A 15,996-nucleotide genomic window follows, 5' to 3' on the forward strand; every position below is an offset into this window, starting at 1 on the left:
TGCTTCCCGTCAATCGCGGTTCGCCGCCCCGAGGCCAGGGCGGAACTGTGATGACGGACATTATCCGCAGGGGCTGTCACGCCAAAGGTGAGAAAAGCCGGTTTTTTGCTCGGCAATTGGCCGCATGGCCGGTGTGGCGGCGCTGCTAGCCTTGGCAGCCATCCTTATCCTTATTGTTGCAGAGGTGTTCGATGAGCTCTCCCGCCCTCGCGTCGGCACTGGCGCAGATGCAGTCGCTGGCCACCCAGGCCGGCGGCGATGCCGCCAGTGGCCAGCGGGTCGACACGGCCGTGGGCAACGGCGGCTTTGCCGGCGAGCTGCAGGCTTCCATCCAGCGCATCAACGATCTCAAGCTCCAGGCCGGGGACAGCATGCGCGCCTTCCAGTCCGGCGAGCCCGGCGTCGAACTCGACGACGTCATGGTCGACATGCAGAAGGCCAGCGTAGCGTCCGAGATGGGTATCCAGGTGCGCAACCGCCTGGTGACGGCCTATAAGGACGTGATGAACATGCAGGTCTAGGCAATGTTCGAAAAGCGTCTGCGCTCGGCTATACGGCGTTAAACATCAGCTCGTTCGCGAGCCCGAACTCGGCGTCCCCGTCAAAGTCCTCATTTACACCCCGTAAACTCGCTCGCGAGCCCGGTCCGGCTTTTCGCTGATTTTTGCCTGGCGACCCGCACGGAAGTGGGCAGTGCGTTGGCCCGTCGGGAACGGGGCTAGCCCTGGCCTTCGTTCGCCAACTTTTCCGACAATGCCTCTATCACGCCTCCAGGTTGATCAGCCGGCCCTGCAGCTCCTCCAGGTGCTCGGCGATGCGCAGTACCTCCTCGGCGGGGATCTGGCGGATCAGCTCGCCGGTCTGGCGATCCACCAGTCGGGTCACCATGCGCGTGGTGGCCTCGTCGAGTTCGAACTGCACGCCGTAGGGACGCATGACCTCGTTGATCTTCTGGACGGGAGCGATCAGTTCGCCATGCTGCGGCGGCACGTCGCGGCTTGCCTGGTCCGCGCTACCGGGCAGCCAGGTGGACAGCATCTCTTCCACGCGTCGCTGCGGTGAGAGGCCGTCGGAGAGCGATGTCGCTTGGCCGGTGCCGATCTCGTTCACGGAAGTACTCATGGGCGTTTTCCTGTTGTTCTCATGAAGGTCCGTCTCGGGACGGGATATCGGCCGCCTTCGCAGCGTCTTGAATGACCGCTTGTCGTCTCTTTTCCCTCCGCTGTCGTATGGCGTTGTTACCGTGTGCATGGCGTTCGTGCCGCGCCGCCTGCCACCGGAATGTCATAAAACGCTGATATAACGCCGCCCTGACGCCCGGCGTTTGTCTTTCATCAGCGACAGGACTTCCCCATGCGGCTTCTCGATCGAATGACCATCCGGCTCAGCTGGTTCCTGGTGCTGGTCGCCTTCGGCGCGATCATCCTCGGTACCGGTGCCCTGGGCCTCTATGCCAATCATCATGGGCGTAGCGCCTTCGAGAGCCTGCGCGAGGTCCAGGTGGCGCAGTCCCGGGCGCTCAACCAGGCCTATATCGCGACGCTTCGGGCCCAGGTGGCCATGGACCGCGCCGCCCACCTGGTGCGGGTGCCTTCCTTCGATCGCCCCGGGCCGATCATCGAGCAGGCCCAGGCCGACATGGCCGAGGCCAAGGCGGCCTTCGAACGCTTCCAGGCCATTCCCGTCGCGCCAGCCCAGCAGGAGGCGCTGGATGCCTTGGTGTCGCGCTTTCAATCGCTCTTCAGCACGGGGCTTTCGCTGCAGCTGATGCTGCTCGAGGAGGGCGATGCGGGAGGCTACGACTCCGGCAAGTCCCGCGTCAGTGGCATGAGCCAGGACTTCATGGACAGCGCCGACGCCTTCTTCGCCACCTCCGTCGAGCGCAGCGATGGCCTGGCCGAGCGCTTCTCGGCCGTGGCCGGCTGGCTCAATCTGGCCCTGGTGGCGGCCCTGGCCGGGGCGCTGGCGATCGTGCTGGTGGTGATCTGGGGCGTGCGGGCCAACGTGCTCGGGCCGCTGGCGCACATCATCGAGCACTTTCGGCGCATTGCCGACGGCGACCTGGGGACGCCGGTCACCTCGCGGGGGAGTAACGAGATCGGCCAGCTCTATCGCGAGCTCGAGGGCATGCGCGAGGCGCTGGCGGCCACCGTGGAGCGGGTGCGCGACGGCAGCGACCGGGTGCGCGACAGCGCCGCCATCATGAGTGAGGGCAACCAGGAACTGGCGGCACGCACTCAGCAGCAGGCGGCCTCCCTGGAGCAGACCGCCTCCAGCCTCGACGAGATGACGGCCTCGGTGGCCGACAACAGCGGCCATGTTCGCGAGGCCAACGAACTGGCCGACCAGGCCACCGGCAAGGCCCGACAGGGCAGTGAGGTGGTCACGGCCTTCGTCGATACCATGGGCGAGATCCACCAGCGCTCCGGCCGCATCGGCGAGATCGTCGGCCTGATCGACGACATCGCCTTCCAGACCAACCTGCTGGCGCTCAACGCCTCGGTGGAGGCGGCGCGGGCCGGCGAGCACGGCCGCGGCTTCGCGGTGGTGGCCGGCGAGGTGCGCTCCCTGGCCGGCCGCAGCGCCCAGGCGGCCCGGGAGATCCGCGAGCTGATCGAGGCCTCGCGGGCCAGCGTGGAACGCGGCAACGGCCTGTCACGGCGCGCCAGCGACGACATGGCCGCCATCGTCGCCGCCATTCAGGGGGTGGGCGAGCGGATCGATCAGATCGCCCACGCCTCCGACGAGCAGCACCGCGGCCTCGAACAGGTCAATCAGGCCATGCACCAGATGGGCAGCGTGACCCAGCGCAATACCGCCATGGTGGAGCGAGCCAACCACACGGCGGCGGCGCTGGAGGAAGAGGCCGAACGCATGCGCATGTTCACCGCGCGTTTCGCCCTGGCCGATCGGACGGCGCCCGAGGCGGCGCCGGCCGAGTCGCCCGATGCTCGAGAGGACGACGATGTCCGGGCGCTCGAGGCCCTGCCCGCCTGAGGTGCGTGATATGCCTGACGCCACTGTCGCGCCTCGCCGGGAGGCCGACGTCATGATCGATCACGAGGCGCGCGAGCTGGCACGCATCCTGGACGAAGCGCGCATCACGCCGCTGTTCCAGCCGATCGTCGATGCCGGCTGCCAGGGCATCTTCGGCTACGAGGCGCTGGCCCGCGGCCCCTCGGATTCCCCGCTGCACTCGCCGCTGACGCTGTTCGATACCGCCCGGCACACCGGCCGCCTGGTGGAGCTTGACCTGCTGTGTCGGCGCCTGGCCATCGAGGCATTCGCCCGGCTGGGGCTGCCGGGGCGGCTGTTCCTCAATGTCATGCCGACCTCGCTGCTGGAGCAAGACTTTCGGGAGGGCTTGACTCGCACCTTCCTGGACGGCGTGGGGCTGTCGCCGGAGCGGGTGGTGATCGAGCTCACCGAGCATCTGCCGATCCACGACTATGCGCTGATGCGCCAGGCGGTGGACCATTACCGGCGCATGGGCTTCCAGGTGGCGCTCGACGACCTGGGGGCCGGCTACTCCAGCCTGCGCCATTGGGCCGAGCTGCGGCCCGACTTCGTCAAGATGGATCGCCATTTCGTGCAGGATATCGACCGCGACCCGGGCAAGGGGCAGTTCCTGGGCTCGCTGCTCGAGGTGTCGAGGAGCCTCGGCTGTCGAGTCATCGCCGAGGGCATCGAGACCGCCGGCGAGCAGCGCTGCCTGTGGAGCATGAACTGTACCCTGATGCAGGGCTACCTTTTCGCCCGCCCGGCCGCGGACCCGCCGCGTAGCCTCGAGCCGCCCGTGCCGGTGCCGCCGGCGATGTCCGGCAGCTTCGGCACTCAGGCTTCCATGCTGTGTCGTCACCTGGCGCCGGTGATGCAGGGCACCCTGGTGCCCGAGGTGGTGGAGCGCTTCCGCTGCGAGCCTGAGCTGCGTTGCCTGGCGGTGCTGGATGACCAGCATCGGCCGGTGGGGCTGGTGCGCCAGCACCAGTTCCTGGGCGTGTTCACCAACCCGTTCAGCCATGCGCTGCATGCCCGTCGGGCGATCGACTCGTTGATGGACCGGCGCATGCTGGTGGCCGAGGCATCCATGCCCCTGGAGACGCTCAGCCAGCGCATTACCGGTTCGCCCAAGGGAAGTCGCGACGACTTCGTTATCGTCGACGACGCGGGGCGCTACCGGGGCATGGGGCAGGTCATCGACCTGCTGCGCGAGATCACCGCCCTGCAGGTGCGCAGCGCCCGCCAGGCCAATCCCCTCACCGGCCTGCCGGGCAACCAGGTGATCAACGATACCCTGGCCGCTCGCCTGGCCCAGGGCGATCCTTTCGTTGCGGTCTACGCTGACCTGGACCATTTCAAGGCCTACAACGATGCCTACGGCTATGCCCGGGGCGATCAGGTGATCCTGGCCCTGGGGCGCATGCTGGAGGAGGAGTGCGGCGACGATGGCTTCGTCGGTCACGTGGGGGGCGACGACTTCATGCTGGTGCTTCCGGAGGCTCGGGCTCGGCGTCGCTGCGAGGCGATCCTGGCGCGCTTCGCCCGTTTCATTCCCAGCTTCTACTCTGAGGTGGATCGCCTGGCCGGTGGCTTCTCGGGGCGCGATCGCCAGGGCGAGGCGATGTTCGTCCCCCTGATGACGCTGTCGCTGGCCTATCACGCGGTCGCGCCCGGGGCCGGGCGCACGGCCATGGATATCGCCAACGTGCTGGCCGAGCTGAAGGGGCAGGCCAAGCGCCAGGCAGGCAACAGCCTGTTCATTGATCGGCGTCAGTAGGTGGCCGGTCGGTGCTTCCTGCCTGGCGGTGCTGGATATTAGAGTGGGCTGTTTTACCCTGAGACGGTGCATGGATGGACTCGGATCAGTTTCACGACCCCCACGACCTTCCCATTGAGCGCATCATGCGGACCGGGCTGCTGAGCTGTGGTCCGGACACGCCGCTGTGCGACGCCGCCGCACGCATGGGGCGGCGGCGATGCGGGGCCATTCTGGTCGTCGAGGAGGGCCGCCCGCTCGGCATCTGGACCGAGCACGACAGCCTGGCGCTCGACTTCGATGACCCGGCCGCGGCGCGTCGACCGATCGCCGAGGCCATGAGTCGGCCGGTGGCGATGATCGATCGCCAGGCCTCGGTGGGCGAGGCGGCCATGCGCTTCGCCGCGCTGGGCTGTCGCCACCTGCTGGTGGTGGATGGCCAGGGCGGTTCCCTGGGCATGGTGTCGCAGAGCGACGTGGCACTGAACCAGGGTCTCGAGCCCTATCTGCGCTTGCGCGAGGTGCGGGCCGCCATGCAGCGTTCGCCGCTGCTGCTGCCGGGGGCGCTTGGCCTGGCCGAGGCGGCCCGGCGAATGCGCGGTGCCGGTGCCGACGCCGCCGTGGTGGAGGACGATACCAAGGGGCTTGGCATCCTCACCGAGCGTGACCTGGTGCGTTTCGTCGCCCATCACCCCGGCGCTGCGAGCGTCGGCGAACTGGCCAGCCGGCCGCTGTTGACCATCGGTGCCGATGAACCGCTGATCCGCGCTCGCGAGGTGCTGGTCAGCCAGGGCGTGCGCCACCTGGCGGTCACCGATGAGGCCGGCACGGTCACCGGCCTGCTGGGCTTCCGGGACATCCTGGCCGGCGCCGAGCACGGCTATCTACGGGATCTTCGCGAGGCGCTCGAGGCCCGCGACCAGGCCCTGGCCCAGTCGCGGGAGAGCCTGCAGCTGGCCGAAAGGGTCATCGATGCCTCCCTGGAGGGCATCATCATCACCGACCCCCAGACCCGCATCGAATTCGTCAATCCTGCCTTCACCCACATGACCGGCTATGGCCTCGAGGAAGTGGTGGGGCATACGCCGGCGCTGCTGTCCTCCGGCCGCCACGATGCCGCCTTCTATCGCGACATGTGGCAGACGCTTCAAGAGAGCGGCTTCTGGCGCGGCGAGATCTGGAACCGCCGCAAGAGCGGCGAACTCTACCTGGAGCTGCTGACCATCTCGGCGATTCACGACGATCAGGGCGAGGTCAGCCACTATGCGGCGCTGTTCACCGATATCACCCACATCCGCGAGAACGAAGAGCGGGTACGCCATCTTGCCTACTATGACCCGCTGACCGGCCTGCCCAATCGGCGCCTGCTCGACGACCGGCTGGCGCTCGCCATTCGGCATGCCCACCGTCAGGAGCGTCGCCTGGCGGTGCTGTTCCTCGACCTGGACCATTTCAAGCAGGTCAACGACTCCCTGGGGCACGCGCTGGGCGACGAGCTGCTGGTCAAGCTCACCGAGCGCCTGGTCCATCACCTGCGCGAGGATGACACCCTGGCCCGGCTAGGGGGCGATGAGTTCATCGCCCTGCTGCCCGAGGTGGTCGAGATCGACGAGGTGACCCGGGTGGCGCGTCGCCTGATCGATGCGGCGAGCGCGACCTTCGACCTGGGCGGGCGCCGCATCCGGGTCGGCTGCAGCCTGGGTATCAGCGTCTATCCGGACGACGGCGACGAGCCCGAGGTGCTGGTACAGCGGGCGGATGCCGCCATGTATCGCGCCAAGGAAGAAGGGCGGAATACCTACCGGCTCTATCGTGCCGACATGCATGCCCGGGACCATCGTGACCTGGCGCTGGAAACCGCGTTGCGCAACACCGCCGAGACCGGCGAGGGGCTCGCGGTCCACTATCAGCCACTGATCGACCGCGACAGCGGCGAGGTGCGCGGTGCCGAGGCGCTGCTGCGCTGGACCAGCCCCGAGCTGGGCGTCGTCTCGCCGGGCGATTTCATCCCCTTGGCCGAGCGCTCCGGGCTTATCCTGCCGCTGGGCCGCCGCCTGATGACACTGGTGGCCGGCCAGCTACGGGCATGGCGGAAGGCCGGGCTGGCGCCGCCCCCGGTGGCGATCAACCTCTCGGCGCGACAGTTCTGGCAGCAAGACCTGGTGGACGAGGTGCGTCGACTCTATGCCGACTTCGACCTGCCGCCGGGCCAGATCGGCTTCGAGCTCACCGAGAGCACCCTGATCGACCGGCACCAGCGGGCCGCCGCCACCCTGGAGGCGCTGCGCGAACTCGGCTGCTATATCGCCATCGACGACTTCGGCACCGGCTACTCCTCGCTGAGCTATCTCCAGGAACTGCCGGTCACCACCATCAAGATCGACCGCAGCTTCATTCGCGGGCTCGGGCAATCCCGGGGCAGCGTCGCCATCCTCGCCGCCGTGACCGGGCTGGCCCGTGAGCTTGGTCTGCGGGTGGTGGCTGAGGGCGTGGAAACCGAAGTCCAGCTCGAGGCGCTCAAGGCCTATCACGTTTCCCTGATCCAGGGCTTCCTCACCGGTAGGCCAGTAGCGGCGGACACTTTCCGAGAATGCTACCTGGTTCGCCCGCCGCGCTAGCGCTTGAGGCGATTCAGGAAGTCTCCTAGATCCAGAAGCTCGTCGGCCGGTGCTTCGGCCCCGGGGCGAGCCGGTGTCTCGGTATCCGCACGAGGCGGCGCGCCAGGGGCCTGGCTGGCGGGCGCGGGGCGTGTCTTCTCGCTGCCCTTGGCGACCTCCAGGCCGGTGGCGACGATCGAGACCCTCAGTTGGCCCTCCAGCGCAGGATCCAGGGCGGTACCGACCACCAGCATGGCGTCCTCGTCGGCGAAGGCGGCCACCTGGCGACCGACCTCGTCGAAGTCGGCCAGGCTCAGGTCCGCCCCGGCGGTGATGCTGACCAGCACGCCTGCCGCCTCGGCCAGGTCGGTGGCCTCCAGCAGCGGATGCTCCACCGCCGCCTGCACCGCCTGGGCGGCGCGGTCCTCTCCCATACCCTCGCCGGTGCCGATGCGCGCCCGCCCGGGGCGTCGCATCACCGCGGCCACGTCGGCGAAGTCGATGTTGATCATGCCCGGCCGGGTGATGACGTCGGCGATGCCAATCACGGCTTCACGCAGCACGTCGTTGACCGCGGCGAAGGCCCGCATCATCGAGGCGCCGGCGCCGAGCGTCGGCAGCAGGCGGTCGTTGGGCACCACCACCAGGCAGTCCACCCGGCCATCCAGGGTCTCGATGGCGGCCTGGGCGGCCTGGCGGCGTCGTGCTCCCTCGAAGCCGAAGGGGCGTGTCACCACGGCCACGGTCAGGATGTCCATCTCGCGGGCCAGGTCGGCGACTTCCAGGGTGGCGCCGCTGCCGGTGCCGCCCCCCATGCCGGCCATCAGGAACATCAAGTCGGCGCCGGCCAGCCGGGCGCGCAGGGCTTCGCGGCTCTCCTCGGCGGCCCGGCGTCCGGCCTCGGGATCGGCCCCGGCCCCAAGGCCGCGGGTGACGGTGCCGCCGATCGGCAGCGCCACGCCCTGGGGCAGGGCATCGAGGGCCTGGCGGTCGGTGTTCACGGCGACGGCATCGATGCCGTCCAGGGTCGTGGTCTCGAGCAGGTGGCGGATGGCGTTGCCGCCGCCGCCACCGACGCCAACCACCTTGAGGGCGGCGGGATATTCCTGAAGAAGCTGTGGGTCGCTCATGCGTCCTGTCATGGGATCGGTGAAGGGGAGTCCTGTCCTTCCCCATCATCGGCCAAACGGCGCCCTTCTTGAAAGCCGTCTCGACCCTCTGTCGTCGATGGCAACGCCTTGGCGTGGTTCAAGTTTCCGAACGCCGTGCCGATAGGGGAGTCAGCCGGTGCCTGGCACCCGGGGGCCGGCAGAGAATAAACTCCCCACCCGCGAGAGTAATGATGCTGACCTCCCTGCGACTGCGAATCCTGATTGCCACCCTGGTGGTGATCGCCGTGGCGTTGATCATCAACGGCGCGGCCAGCTACCTCACCGTTCGTTCCCACAACGACGACCAGATCGACCAGAACCTACAGGCCGTGGCCCATGGCAATGCCCAGGCCATCGAGGAGTGGGTCGATGCCCGTAGCGGCATGCTCGAGGCCCTGGACGCCGTCGCCACCAGCGATACCCCGCTGCCGGCCCTGGAGCAGCTGCGCGTCTCCGGCGACTTCATGAACACCTACCTTGCCGATACCGAGGGCGGCGTCGTGTTCTCGGCCAGCGAGACGCCGGAAGGCTATGACCCCCGCGAGCGCCCCTGGTATCGCCAGGCGGTAGATGCCGGCCACGTCGTGGTGACCGCCCCCTACGAAGATGCGACCTCGGACAAGCTGGTGGTGACCTTCGCGGCGCCCTTCTACCGCAACGGCGACCTGGTGGCCGTGGCCGGCGGTGACGTGGCCATCGACGCTATCGTCGGGATCGTCGAGCAGATCGCCCCCACGCCCTCGAGTCTGGCCTTCCTGGCCGCCGCCGACGGCACCCTGGTCGCCCATCCCGATCCCGCGTTGAGCCTCGAACCGGTCGGCGCCCTGTCGCCGGCGCTGTCCAGCGATACGCTGGCCGGCCTGGCCGCCGCCGAGAACCCGGAGCGCGTGTCCCTGGACGGTGCCGACAAGCTGCTGCTCGGCAATACCATCGACGGCACCGACTGGCAGCTGGTGGCGGCGCTCGACGAGCATGAGGCTACCGCCGGCCTGCGCGGCGTGATGAGCGCCTCGGCGATCACCCTGGTGCTGGTGGCGCTGGGCGCTGCGGTGATCCTGGGGGCGCTGCTCAAGGTCGCCTTCCGCCGGCTGCTGGCCACTCGCGACGCCATGGAAAGCGTGGCCAGCGGCCAGGCCGACCTGACCCGCCGCCTGCCCGAGGACGGCAACGACGAGGTCACGCAGCTGGCCAACGCCTTCAACCGCTTCGTCTCGCGCATGGAGTCGGTGATGCTGACCATCCGCGACAGCAGCGAATCGGTGCACGTGGCCGCCACCGAGATCGCCCAGGGTGGCCAGGACCTGTCGCGGCGCACCGAGAACGCCGCCTCCAGCCTGCAGCAGACCTCCGCTTCCATGGAGGAAATCACCAGCACCGTGGAGCACACCGCGGACTCCTCGCGGCAGGCCAACGGCCTGGCGGAGTCGGCCAGCGCGGTGGCGCGTCGCGGCGGCGAGGCGGTAGGCCAGGTGGTGAAGACCATGGACGGCATCACCGAGTCCTCGCGGCAGATCGCCGAGATCGTCACCATGATGGACAGCATCGCCTTCCAGACCAACCTGCTGGCGCTCAACGCCTCGGTGGAAGCGGCTCGAGCCGGCGAGCAGGGCCGCGGCTTCGCGGTGGTGGCCGGCGAGGTGCGCCAGCTGGCCAGCCGCAGCGCCGAGGCGGCCAAGCAGATCAAGGCACTGATCGACACCTCGGCGACCCGCACCGAGGAGGGTGCGGCCCAGGTGCGCGCGGCCGGCGAGACCATGGAGGAACTGGTGGCCAGCGTGACCCGGGTGGCCGACGTGCTGGGCGAGATCACCGCCGCCACCGGCGAACAGAGCGACGGCATCGGCCAGGTCAACGTGGCGGTCTCCGAGCTCGACCGCATGACCCAGCAGAACGCCGCGCTGGTGGAAGAGTCGACCACCGCCGCCGAGCAGCTCAAGGACCAGGCCGACCGACTGGCCGAGGCCGTGGGCGGCTTCACCCTCAGCCAGCGCGACACCGCGGCCCTGGGCGGAACCCAGGCGCGTGCCGCGCTGCCGAGCCGCGAGGCGGAGTTTGCCTGAGGCGTCTTGCCCAGGCAGTGACCTCATCCCCAGGCGATGACCTCATCGACGGAGCCCGGCCATGTGCCGGGCTTCATCGTGATGGGGGTGTCTCGGTCTGACTCGCCAGTGAGATGACCGGCATGTGGACGATGCGAAACAACGCATCGGGATAGAAAGTGATTTATAATTCGTATATGAACACCCGGTTCGACAGCGGAGAAACGGCCATGACGGCGGCACAGGCTCAGGAGCGCCCTGCGACCAATACCCCGGAAGCAGGGCGCGTCGCGCTCAAGTTCTTCTTCAACATCATGCAGGCCTGGGGGTGCTCCGTGGCTCAGCAGCGCACCCTGCTGGGCGGCATCGGCAATACCACCTACCACAAGTATCGCAAGCTGCCCGAGGTGCGCTTGCCCCGCGACACCATGGAGCGAATTTCCTACCTGATGGGCATACACAAGGCGCTGCGGATACTGTTCAGCAACAGCCCGGAGAAGGCCTACGAATGGGTTCACAAGCCCAATGATGCGGCGCCTTTCAATGGCCAGTCGGCCCTGTCGTACATGCTCCAGGGGCGAGTGGTGGATCTGGCCGATACGCGTCGGTACCTCGATGCCGTCAGGGGATGATCCTTGCGATTGCCGAGCATCCTGCCCGCCTGGGGCAACGCCTATCGCGTCATCAACAGCGCCTTTCCCCCGATCGACGTGTTCGAGGATACCCTCGATCCCGAGGACCTGGAGCTCGCCTTCGCCATCGAGGGGATGACCAACGACAGACTGCTGGAGGAGGCCGGCGAGCTGGCCCGAGTGCCACGGACCGACCGGGTCTCGGGGCCCGGTTCGACGCCGATCATGGCTGCCTTTACCCATATCGGCAGGCGGTCACGATTCAGCGATGGCACTTTCGGGGTCTACTACTGCGCCAGCCGCCTGGATACGGCCATCGCCGAGACGCGCTTCCACCTGTCCGAGTTCCTGCAGGCCACGCGAGAGGGCACCGTCGAGATCACCATGCGGAGCTACATCAACACCATCATCCGGGAGCTGGAGGATATCCGGCAGGGCCATGATGCGTTGCATGACCCCGATCCCGCTCGTTACGGCGAAGCGCAGGCCTTCGCCGTAAGACGCCGGCAAGCTGACGCTTTCGGGCTGCTCTACCGGAGCGTTCGCGATCCCGGTCATGAGTGCGCCGCTGTCTTTCGGCCACCCGCGCTCAGCCTTCCGGTGCAGGGCCCACATCTCCGCTATCTATGGGATGGCCGGCAGCAGGCGATCAGCCATGTGCTGGAAGTGTCCGAGCACCGATAAGAGGCGGATAGTCCTGCCGTTCTGGAGATGGCGATCTCAGTGGGCTGAGAGCAAGAATAAAGCCAGCCGGCCAAGGGAGTTCAGCGCGTCGAGTCTGACATACGCCGTTAGAGTGGAACTGCCGGGCAGTGTGGAAGGCCATTGCCCAGCAAAGAGCAGATGCGGCGCTGTGCCAGTACGTTTTCCCCCGGCTGGGGCTGAAGGATGGCGAGTCATGGCGGGGTGGCCGTCGGCGGCCGGAAGAGGCTTGGCCTGCGGTAAGGCCCAAGGCTGAGACGAGAGATTTTTGTTAAAGTTTTCCATCTAGCGGCCGATAAGCCTTGGCAGAATCGTTCAGTCGCTCATGGAGGGGCAAGTTCATGGCAAGTATTTCTTCACTTGGCGTTGGTTCCGGCCTCGATCTCAGCGGTCTGCTCGACCAGCTGCGTTCAGCCGAACGGCAGAAGCTCGAGCCGATCACCTCCCAGAAGACGGAGGAGCAGGCCAAGATCTCGGCGTTTGGCCGATTGCAGTCGGGCCTGAGCGAGTTTCGCGATACCGTCACTAGCCTCAATGACGACTCGCTCTATCATGGACTTTCCGCCACCGTGCTGGGAGAGGGCATGACGGCGACCACCAGCGAGGAGGCGAGTGCCGGGCGTTATGAAATCACCGTGGACCAGACTGCCCGCGCCGGCAGCCTGGCCAGCACTCGGGTGAGCGACCTGGAAGCACCCTTGACCGGCGCCAATGCCACCCTGGATCTCACGTTTGGCGATGGCAGTACCAGCACCAGCATCGATCTGGCGGAAAATGCCACCCTCGAGGATATTCGCGACGCCATCAACGATGATCCGGATATTGGTGTGGATGCCTCGATCATCAACGATGGTACCGGCCACCGCCTCGTGCTCAGCTCTCGTGAGAGTGGGGCAGACGCCGGGGTCGCCAGCATGTCCTTCACCAACCTGGCGGGTGGGGTGACCCTGGGAGAGGATTCCGCTACGTACCAGGAGGGCCTCGACGCTGAGCTCGATATCAACGGTATTGCCATCACCAGTGCCACCAATAGTGTGGAAGGCGCCATCCAGGGGGTGACGCTCGAGCTGGACCCGTCGTCGTCCGGTGAAACCTTGAGTCTGGTGGTGGAGCAGGACGATGCGTCGGTCAAGGAGGCGGTGACCGCCTTCGTCGATACCTACAACAAGCTCAAGTCCACCGTAGGCCGCATGACCGAAGCCACCGGCGATGCTTCGACAGCCGGTGAACTGGTCGGTGACCGTACGGTGCGCAACGCCGAGTCGAGCCTGAGCCGTGCCTTGGTCGACCCCGTGAGCGGCGGCGATTTCACCATGATGTCGCAGCTGGGGATCTCCCTGCAGGCCGACGGGCGCCTGGAGTTGGATGAAAGCAAGCTGGACGAGGCCCTGGCCGAGAATCCCGAGGCAGTGAGCGAGTTCTTCGCCGGCGCCAGCGAGGAAGGGGGCATGGCGGGTCGCCTGGATGAGGCGCTTGGCCAGATGCTGGGCGATGACGGCAGCATCGAGAGCGCTATCAGTGGCGCGGAGGCCCAGGTCAGCCGCCTCGATGAGCGCTACACCCGCACCGAAGAAAGCGTTGAGCGTACCGTCGAGCGCTATCGCAATCAGTTCAGCCAGCTCGACAGCATGGTGGCGCAGATGAACGCTACCAGCGCCTACCTGACGCAGCAGTTGTCTACCCTCAGCAGTCAGTCCAACCAGGGCTGATGTAGCGCCCCTTCACCCTACTCCTCTCGGCATCAGCCTGGGGCGTCGTTGACGGCGCCCCAGGCTGATGCGGTCATGACCCCTTCAAAGAGAGGGCATGGCATATGTGCCGCCTTTCCCCACTCTGCGGAAGAGAAATTGCCATCAAGGCCTAAAGTCAAGCGCCTGCCGGCCGTTAAACATCATAACGGCCTCTGGCGCCGTGGTGGCAGGCCCCGCCGAGCGGGCGGGGTGGCCGATGGAGCCCTCAACCCAGAAGGAACGATCCCATGTCTGTGATCAATACCAACATCACGGCCCTGATTGGGCAGAACAACCTGAGCAACTCGCAGTCCGCTCTGCAGAAGGCTCAGGAGCGCCTCTCTTCCGGCCTGCGCATCAACAGCGCCGCCGACGATGCCGCCGGCCAGGCCATCGCCAACCGCATGACCAGCACCGTCACAGGGCTGAACCAGGCGGCTCGCAACGCCAACGATGGTATCTCCCTGGCGCAGACCGCCGAGGGGGCCTTGAATCAGGTCAACGATAACCTGCAGCGCGTTCGCGAGCTGACCGTCCAGGCTCAGAACGATACCAATACGGCTCAGGATATCGACTCTATCCAGGAAGAAGTAAATCAGCGCCTGGCTGAAATCAATCGAGTGACTGACCAGACCGAGTTTAATGGTCGCTCGCTCTTCGGTGATGGTGCCGGCACATCGTTTAGCATCCAGGTCGGTGCCAACGACGGTGAAGCTATTAGTATTTCCATTGCTGATTCGGCTGGTGACGGCACAAGCACTACCAGCGGCGGGTGGAACATGCACACTAGCACCGGAGTCGACGTATCGGGTCAGACTGTTGGAGGAGAAGCACGTTCAGAGTCCACCTTCGGGTTCGACGTACTTGAAACAGATGCCCTCGCTATTCTGGATAATCATATCGGTAATGTCGATGAGGCCCGCAGCAATCTGGGTGCAATGCAGAATCGCTTCGAGACGGCTCTGGATAACATCGAGACTACTACTACCAACCTTCAAGAAGCTCGTTCTCGCATAGAGGATGCCGATTATGCGGAAGAAGTGTCGAACATGACGCGAGCCAATATCCTCCAGCAGGCGGGTACTTCCATGCTGGCGCAGGCCAACCAGACGCCGCAGAGCGTTCTGTCGCTGCTGGGTTAATAGTAGTAGCCGGCAGAATGGCGTGAAGCTTCTCCGTCGACAGCTGCTTCACGCTGGATGACAATGCCACCCTAAAGATTCGTCGTTGTCCGCCGTTACTCTAGATAGATCGTCAGACACTTCTTTTTTCGGAGATTGACATGTCAGTTATCAATACCAATATCACGGCCCTGATCGGTCAGAATAACCTGAGCAGTGCTCAAAGCTCCCTGCAGCAAGCCCAGGAGCGTCTCTCTTCCGGCCTGCGTATCAACAGCGCCGCCGACGATGCCGCCGGCCAGGCCATCGCCAACCGCATGACCAGCACCGTCACTGGTCTGAACCAGGCGGCGAGAAACGCCAACGATGGCATCTCCCTGGCCCAGACCGCCGAGGGTGCTCTGGATCAGATCAATGATAACCTGCAGCGTGTCCGCGAGCTGACCGTTCAGGCCCAGAACGATACTAATACGTCTCAGGACATTGACTCCATTCAGGAAGAAGTCAACCAGCGACTGGCTGAGATTGATCGTGTGACGACGCAGACGCAGTTTAACGGTCGTGACCTGTTTTCCGATGGTACTGGCACCACTGGTTTCTCAATCCAAGTGGGTGCTAACGATGGAGAAACCATTGATATCACTATTGCAGCGTCAAATGTTGCAGACGCTGCATCGCTCACCGCTGCAGGTGGGTGGAATATTTCAGGTGATGTGGCTGATGTCGCTACCGGTTCTCTAGTTGCTGCAGGTGACGGAGGCGCTCGCGCAGTGACTGCAAGTGGTTTTGATGTGCTGACTGGAAGTGCGTTGGGCATTATCGATAACCGGTTGTCTGCTGTTGATGAAGCCCGCAGCAACCTGGGTGCCATGCAGAACCGCTTTGAGACGGCCCTCGATAATATCGAGACCACCTCGACCAACCTGACCGAGGCGCGGTCGCGGATCGAGGATGCCGATTACGCGGAGGAGGTGTCGAACATGACGCGGGCCAATATCCTCCAGCAGGCGGGTACCTCCATGCTGGCCCAGGCCAACCAGACGCCGCAGAGCGTGCTCTCTCTGTTGGGCTAACCCACGACAGCCGCTGCAAAGTGAAGATAACCCGGGCTAAGGCCCGGGTTTTTTGGTGCTTGCCGGTAGCCGGGTCTTGCTAGATTGGCGGCAATCGCCAATCCGTGCCTATCCAGTTCATCGAGGGTTCCATGGCCAGGAAAAAGTCCCGCCAGAAGACGTCGACTCGCCCGTCATCCGCGAAGCGTTCTGCCC

12 protein-coding genes are annotated in these 15,996 nt (G+C 65.8%); 10 read left to right on the plus strand and 2 right to left on the minus strand.

Features of this window, described 5'->3' with window-relative positions; genetic code table 11:
• Window positions 1–191 precede the first annotated feature (191 nt).
• Entirely contained in the window at window positions 192–521 is a 330-nt protein-coding gene (fliE, locus tag FHR96_RS06100; RefSeq protein WP_183386771.1) for a flagellar hook-basal body complex protein FliE, read from the plus strand.
• Between the two features lie 241 nt (window positions 522–762).
• On the opposite strand, the gene FHR96_RS06105 is transcribed toward fliE, so the two are convergent.
• The gene (locus FHR96_RS06105) at window positions 763–1,122 is read right to left on the minus strand and encodes a flagellar protein FlaG (RefSeq protein WP_183386772.1); all 360 of its coding nucleotides are present in this window, start codon (window positions 1,120–1,122) and stop codon (window positions 763–765) included.
• A 231-nt stretch (window positions 1,123–1,353) separates the two neighbouring features.
• On the opposite strand from FHR96_RS06105, the gene FHR96_RS06110 reads away from it, so the two are divergent.
• The 3 genes from FHR96_RS06110 to FHR96_RS06120 all read left to right on the plus strand — a co-directional run bounded on the left by FHR96_RS06110 (window position 1,354) and on the right by FHR96_RS06120 (window position 7,374).
• The gene (locus tag FHR96_RS06110) at window positions 1,354–2,997 is read left to right on the plus strand and encodes a methyl-accepting chemotaxis protein (protein ID WP_183386773.1); all 1,644 of its coding nucleotides are present in this window, start codon (window positions 1,354–1,356) and stop codon (window positions 2,995–2,997) included.
• Window positions 2,998–3,007: 10 nt separating this feature from the next.
• Window positions 3,008–4,777: an EAL domain-containing protein gene (locus FHR96_RS06115; RefSeq protein WP_343066341.1), complete on the plus strand. Its 1,770-nt coding sequence runs from the start codon at window positions 3,008–3,010 to the stop codon at window positions 4,775–4,777.
• A gap of 125 nt (window positions 4,778–4,902) precedes the next feature.
• The gene (locus FHR96_RS06120) at window positions 4,903–7,374 is read left to right on the plus strand and encodes an EAL domain-containing protein (protein WP_246392818.1); all 2,472 of its coding nucleotides are present in this window, start codon (window positions 4,903–4,905) and stop codon (window positions 7,372–7,374) included.
• Here FHR96_RS06120 and ftsZ read toward each other — a convergent pair.
• Window positions 7,371–8,483, minus strand: a complete 1,113-nt coding sequence (gene ftsZ / locus FHR96_RS06125; RefSeq protein WP_183386775.1) for a cell division protein FtsZ — start codon at window positions 8,481–8,483, stop codon at window positions 7,371–7,373. The two genes, FHR96_RS06120 and ftsZ, sit on opposite strands and share 4 nt — an antisense overlap.
• Window positions 8,484–8,692: 209 nt before the next feature.
• On the opposite strand from ftsZ, the gene FHR96_RS06130 reads away from it, so the two are divergent.
• The 6 genes from FHR96_RS06130 (at window position 8,693) to FHR96_RS06155 (ending at window position 15,801) form a co-directional block, all read left to right on the plus strand.
• Window positions 8,693–10,564: a methyl-accepting chemotaxis protein gene (locus FHR96_RS06130; protein ID WP_343066342.1), complete on the plus strand. Its 1,872-nt coding sequence runs from the start codon at window positions 8,693–8,695 to the stop codon at window positions 10,562–10,564.
• Window positions 10,565–10,773: 209 nt separating this feature from the next.
• On the plus strand, window positions 10,774–11,175 hold the full coding sequence (locus FHR96_RS06135) for an MbcA/ParS/Xre antitoxin family protein (protein WP_183386776.1): 402 nt from the start codon (window positions 10,774–10,776) through the stop codon (window positions 11,173–11,175).
• A gap of 3 nt (window positions 11,176–11,178) precedes the next feature.
• On the plus strand, window positions 11,179–11,859 hold the full coding sequence (locus FHR96_RS06140; protein WP_221195723.1) for an RES family NAD+ phosphorylase: 681 nt from the start codon (window positions 11,179–11,181) through the stop codon (window positions 11,857–11,859).
• Window positions 11,860–12,218: 359 nt separating this feature from the next.
• Window positions 12,219–13,586: a flagellar filament capping protein FliD gene (gene fliD / locus FHR96_RS06145; RefSeq protein ID WP_183386777.1), complete on the plus strand. Its 1,368-nt coding sequence runs from the start codon at window positions 12,219–12,221 to the stop codon at window positions 13,584–13,586.
• A 269-nt stretch (window positions 13,587–13,855) separates the two neighbouring features.
• Window positions 13,856–14,749 (plus strand): flagellin N-terminal helical domain-containing protein, encoded by an 894-nt coding sequence (locus FHR96_RS06150; RefSeq protein ID WP_183386778.1) that lies wholly within the window; start codon window positions 13,856–13,858, stop codon window positions 14,747–14,749.
• Window positions 14,750–14,889: 140 nt separating this feature from the next.
• Window positions 14,890–15,801 carry a flagellin N-terminal helical domain-containing protein gene (locus FHR96_RS06155; protein WP_183386779.1) on the plus strand — a complete coding sequence of 304 codons (912 nt, stop codon included), beginning with the start codon at window positions 14,890–14,892 and terminating at the stop codon, window positions 15,799–15,801.
• Window positions 15,802–15,996 lie beyond the last annotated feature (195 nt).

Source organism: Halomonas organivorans, assembly GCF_014192055.1.
GTDB classification, from domain to species: Bacteria; Pseudomonadota; Gammaproteobacteria; order Pseudomonadales; family Halomonadaceae; genus Halomonas; species Halomonas organivorans.

Bases quoted from the DNA above. Each gene is read 5' to 3' on its own strand.
- fliE (WP_183386771.1), top strand. From the start codon at position 192: ATGAGCTCTCCCGCCCTCGCGTCGGCACTGGCGCAGATGCAGTCGCTG.
- FHR96_RS06130 (WP_343066342.1), top strand. From the start codon at position 8,693: ATGATGCTGACCTCCCTGCGACTGCGAATCCTGATTGCCACCCTGGTG.
- fliD (WP_183386777.1), top strand. From the start codon at position 12,219: ATGGCAAGTATTTCTTCACTTGGCGTTGGTTCCGGCCTCGATCTCAGC.
- FHR96_RS06115 (WP_343066341.1), top strand. From the start codon at position 3,008: ATGCCTGACGCCACTGTCGCGCCTCGCCGGGAGGCCGACGTCATGATC.
- FHR96_RS06110 (WP_183386773.1), top strand. From the start codon at position 1,354: ATGCGGCTTCTCGATCGAATGACCATCCGGCTCAGCTGGTTCCTGGTG.
- FHR96_RS06105 (WP_183386772.1), bottom strand. From the start codon at position 1,122: ATGAGTACTTCCGTGAACGAGATCGGCACCGGCCAAGCGACATCGCTC.
- FHR96_RS06150 (WP_183386778.1), top strand. From the start codon at position 13,856: ATGTCTGTGATCAATACCAACATCACGGCCCTGATTGGGCAGAACAAC.
- FHR96_RS06120 (WP_246392818.1), top strand. From the start codon at position 4,903: ATGCGGACCGGGCTGCTGAGCTGTGGTCCGGACACGCCGCTGTGCGAC.
- FHR96_RS06135 (WP_183386776.1), top strand. From the start codon at position 10,774: ATGACGGCGGCACAGGCTCAGGAGCGCCCTGCGACCAATACCCCGGAA.
- FHR96_RS06155 (WP_183386779.1), top strand. From the start codon at position 14,890: ATGTCAGTTATCAATACCAATATCACGGCCCTGATCGGTCAGAATAAC.
- ftsZ (WP_183386775.1), bottom strand. From the start codon at position 8,483: ATGAGCGACCCACAGCTTCTTCAGGAATATCCCGCCGCCCTCAAGGTG.